Consider the following 4937-nt stretch of genomic DNA (forward strand, 5'->3'; position numbering starts at 1 on the left):
TCGACTCCTTAATTTTGTTTAAGAAGTCGCTCACCCAAATATATATCTTGAAGAATAAACTTAAATCGTTTAATATCTAGATATACAAATTAATAAAACATAATTCTTATATTTTATTACGATTTTGTCGTTCACAAACTTTGGTCAGGGCGTGAGCGACTTCTTTTTTTATTTTGTTATTAATATAACACTAACAAAAGGCTTGGTCTAATTAGTTCCTAATTAGATCAAGTCTTTTTTTATGCCTTAAATATTTTATCTTCGCTTTGATACTTACTTAAATACTCGTTATTAATCAACATAGAAATAGCCTGGGACTTACTTAAGCCCATTTGTTCTGCAATTTCTTCAAGTCTTTTCAAAGTATCTTCAGTTAAAGTTATACCTACTTTTGTACGAACCATTTTTACTCCCCATTTCTAACTATTAATAAGTTTATTTTATTCCATTTATACATACATGTCTAGAGATTTCTATACAATAACTCAAAATGTCCCTAAAATGTCCCTTAGATTTAACAAGGCTTAATCCCTTGTGAGAGTAAGAACAAAGACATGTTATAAAGCAATTTGGCACTCGGCACTTAAAAGGGGGGTCGTAGTAGTCCCCCTTTTTCCAACTAAATTTGATAAATTCTAAAGCAAAATACAAAAACAGGGCTAACAGATCACTTCGTGAAGTTAGCCCTAAAACCTAAACCATTAACTCAATTTATTTTTTATTCCAATTTCCTTTTTGGTCGGAACCAACAATTCCATGTGATGTTGAGTTGGTACTTTCTTGGGATTAATCCCAATTCAAGCCCAACCAACTCGCTAACAAGTTAGCTATCACATTTCATTATTCCAACCAAAAAGTTTTCTCGGCATAAATGTGGGTATAATTAAATTAGATATACTTAAAACAATTCTTTAAAGGTTTTGAACGCCATTCTATTTTTAGAGTGGCGTTTTTATTTATCTACCTCTACCCCTATCACGTTTTTGCGTATTCTTTTCTTCTTGATATTCTTCAGGATGTATTTGTTTATCTAATATTTGTATCGCCTTTATCATACGACCATTATCTCTACTTACATCATTCATCAAATGCTGGTATTTATTTCTACCAAGAACTTGCTCTAACTTCTCAAAAATCTCTCTAATAACTTTAATAACATTAAGCGCATTATCAAGGTGTTTTTTGAGGTCTTTTATAAACTCATTTGCTCTTGCTAAAGTTTCAGACATATCCTTGTTTTCTTCTCTAAGCTTACTATTTTCATTTTTAAGCTCATTCAACGCTTTACCAGACTTAATACGCTCATAATCTTCTGTAATCGTTTGTGCTGCTTCTATTTGTTTCTGAAAGGTATTAAAATCTTCTTGGCTTATTACAACATTGCCTGTTTCTTGTATTTCTTTGTTGAATAATCCACCTACTTTTTCAGTTTCATGTTCATATTGGACGTTTAAAGGCTTTTTAAGCGTTTCTAATGATTTTTGGTATTGTTCTATCAACTCACTGCTTTTTTGTTGTATATGGCTTAATTTTTGGCTCTCACGCTCATATTCTTGCTTATGATATTCTGTTTTTTGCTTATATCGGTTTACCTGATCATGTTTAGCATTTGTAACTTGTCTTGATTGTCCTCGGTCCAAATCATACCCACGTTGATTAACATATTCGTTAAATCTATCTTGAAACGCTGTTAACGCCTTTTTATTCCCTACAACTTCTTTTGCACTTAATCGACCGTCATCAGTAATAGGCACAACACCATAATGCATATGTGGGGTTTTTTCGTCCATGTGAACTGTTGCATATAATAAATTATCTTTACCGTATTCTTGTTCTAAAAACTCTTTAGCATATTCAAAAAACTGCTTTGTATCTTCTGGCGTTTGATTATCAAAGAAATCATTGTCTGATGTAATTAAACCGTCAATGTGTTTAATCGCGTCTGTTCTAATTTTTCTTTTACCTGTATAATTCTGTTCAATTTTTTCATCAATCAAGTTATTAAAATTCTGTTTATTAGCATTTACCAAATCATAATTTAAGTAAGTTTTACTATGGTCTATATCTTCATTTTCATAATTATTATTTTCTCTTTGAACATGTTTTTGTATGCCTGTTGTATTTGTTCCAGTTTTAACTTTTGAAACTCTAATAATAGAATACGACATATAAAAATCACTCCTCAGCACTAAGGTTTTATAGGTATTTAATAAAATAAGTCTAACACACTAGACTTATTTTACAATAAGTCGTTAATACGTGTGCTCTGCGAGGCTTAAACCTGTTTTTGCTAACGCAAAAAATGAGTGGCAAAATGCTAGCCACTCATAGTTCTAAACCAAAATATAATATAACTATTCAAACTGCTTTTCAGAACGTTTAAATACAATAATCGTCAAAAGACAACATAAAATAATAAGGATAGCCATGGCTACAAGAATATTACTATACACTCCAGAAGAATAATTTATAAATTCCAGAACTAGTTTACGATTAATCAATTGTAGTGACAATAAACCTCCTACAATTGCTATACCTGTTCCCTCTGATAAAAAACTTGTGAAATTTAGCAAACTCATTCCAGAAGCAACTTCTTCTTCAGAAAGACTACTTGATACTATTTTTGATATAACTGTTTTAGTAAAAGATAATCCGCCCATAACAAATATAAACATAAAAGTAGTCAACCACATACTAAACTCAACAAAAAATGCAATAGTTAAAAAACTTATAGAGATAGACAATGATCCTAAAATAAAAACAAATAATGATCCTTTTCTATCCACTAAAAAACCACCAAAATAACCAAAAACAATAACACTCATGGTTCCAGGAAAAATAACACTATTACCTATTGTCGCTACATTTACATGATAAATAGTTTTCATCATATAAGGCACCATTGATATAAAACCAGCTACTATAGAAAATATTAACCCACCAGAAAACAAACCAAGCATAAACGGAATGTTTTTCCCTAGTTTAGGATTAATAAAAGGGTTAGAAACTCTTGAAATATGTTTAATAAAAATCACAAAAAAGATTGTGAAGAGTATTAAAAAAGTCCAATTATAATTTGTCGTAAATAACATAAAACATATAATACTTATAGACATTAAAACAATACCTACGATATCTAATGTATTTTTTGTTGATTTACCAGGTACCATTACTTTAATAAGAAAAGGTATAGTTACTATTGTAATCATAGGAAGTATAAGTAGGTAAGACCAATGAATATAATGTGCTATTATTCCCCCTATTGAAGGACCTAACCCTTCACCTAAAGCTACAATTGATCCTATAAAACCAAAGGCTTTGCCTTGTTTTTTTCTTGTAATATTTCTAGCTACAACCACCATAACCAGTGAAGGGAATGCAGCAGATCCTACTCCTTGTACTAACCTACCAAAAATCAAAATAAAAAAGTGATTGTGACCAATAAAAGCAATCAATGAACCAAGACAGCTCAAACTAATACCAATAATTAACAATTTTTTTATATTTATATAATCAGATAATTTTCCATATACTGCTGTTCCTATCGAAAAAGTTAACATATATGCAGTGTTTACCCAGTTTGTAATTCCAGGAGTAGTATTAAAATGATTTGCAATATCAGGTAAAGAAACATTTAAAACCATTTCATTTAATACACTAAAAAATGAAAGAATACAAAGCCAAAATAAAACGCTATAAAACAAACCTTTAAATTTTTTATATAAACTAAACAATTTTACCTCTTTACTTGAGGTGACTAAAGTTTATAGGGGTAAATTATTCTTTCACCTCATATAAATTCCCCAAATTTTTAAATAGACACTTCATAAAAAAATCCTCCTAAATTAGAATAGTTTAAATATATCATTTTTGTTCAGTAATGTTAATATGTACACTATTTCCAAAATTTAAATTCATGTTGCCAAAAATCGATTTGTTTTTGCAATTGTTTTTCGTTCGCTTTTAAAGTCGATTTCATTAAGTCCGTTAAATCGACTGGCGAAATTTCTTTTATCAAATTCTTATATTTTGTTCTAGAATTTCTGTGAAGCTTTCCCCATTCTTCTTCATCACTCAATAACATAAAAACTATTGCTCTATCCGCAGTGCGTTGGATAGTTTTCCAATCTGGTTGCAAGATATGTAAATCACTAAAGCAATCATTCCAGTAATCCACCATATCTCTTTTAAGTTCGATTTCTACACGCCATAAATGTTCAGACATAACTTCAGCATCTGCATTATCTTTACGTTCTTGCTTTTTATTATAAATTCTAATAAATCTATTACTATCTCTCACGCCAAAATATTTTGTTTCTGGCTTACCATTACGACCATAAAAAATAGTTTTCTTAACTGCTTTATCAGACATTGCATAGTAGTCACTCAAATCATCTTCAAAATCAAAGGCTAAATCTAATCTTGTAAAACCGTCATCTTCCATGTAGCTTATTATATTTTGTTTTAACCAAATCATTTCATCTCGTGTAAGTTTGTTTGGATTAAATTCAATACGCATATTACGTCTATCCCAACTATCTGCTTTCACTTTGTCATATTCAATATAAACTTTTTCTTGAAGTGCTTTAGCTTTAAACTTTGTTTGAAGAATATCCCAAAGTCTTATTTGGGGCTCTACACTCATAAATTTAGAAAGGGCTTGAGCGTTGTCTCGGTTGAGATTTCCAACGATCGTCATTGCATCAAAACTTAATTTTGGATCAGATATGCACACAGTATGTGCGTCCAACCGGCTATTAGAGTATCCGGTTAAGGAGTAATTTTGCACTTCCCCTGATGTAGCTTGTTTTGAATAGATTTCTTGTTCTTTTTTACTCATAAAAAATCGACTCCTTAATTTTGTTTAAGAAGTCGCTCACCCAAATATATATCTTGAAGAATAAACTTAAATCGTTTAATATCTAGATATACAAATT

4 protein-coding genes are annotated in these 4937 nt (G+C 30.2%); all 4 read right to left on the reverse strand.

The features are described from left to right. Nucleotides 1-239 precede the first annotated feature (239 nt). Complete coding sequence (locus LQ673_RS14565) at nucleotides 240-404, reverse strand: ribbon-helix-helix domain-containing protein (protein ID WP_017722131.1); 165 nt, start codon at nucleotides 402-404, stop codon at nucleotides 240-242. A gap of 552 nt (nucleotides 405-956) precedes the next feature. After that, nucleotides 957-2168, reverse strand: a complete 1212-nt coding sequence (mobV, locus tag LQ673_RS14570; RefSeq protein WP_016913210.1) for a MobV family relaxase — start codon at nucleotides 2166-2168, stop codon at nucleotides 957-959. Between the two features lie 186 nt (nucleotides 2169-2354). Next, nucleotides 2355-3734, reverse strand: a complete 1380-nt coding sequence (tet(K), locus tag LQ673_RS14575) for a tetracycline efflux MFS transporter Tet(K) (protein WP_239745098.1) — start codon at nucleotides 3732-3734, stop codon at nucleotides 2355-2357. Nucleotides 3735-3895: 161 nt separating this feature from the next. Continuing rightward, on the reverse strand, nucleotides 3896-4840 hold the full coding sequence (locus tag LQ673_RS14580; RefSeq protein WP_107510584.1) for a replication initiation factor domain-containing protein: 945 nt from the start codon (nucleotides 4838-4840) through the stop codon (nucleotides 3896-3898). Nucleotides 4841-4937: the final 97 nt, after the last annotated feature.

Source organism: Mammaliicoccus sp. O-M54 (genome assembly GCF_022386035.1).
Classification (GTDB): domain Bacteria; phylum Bacillota; class Bacilli; order Staphylococcales; family Staphylococcaceae; genus Mammaliicoccus; species Mammaliicoccus sciuri_A.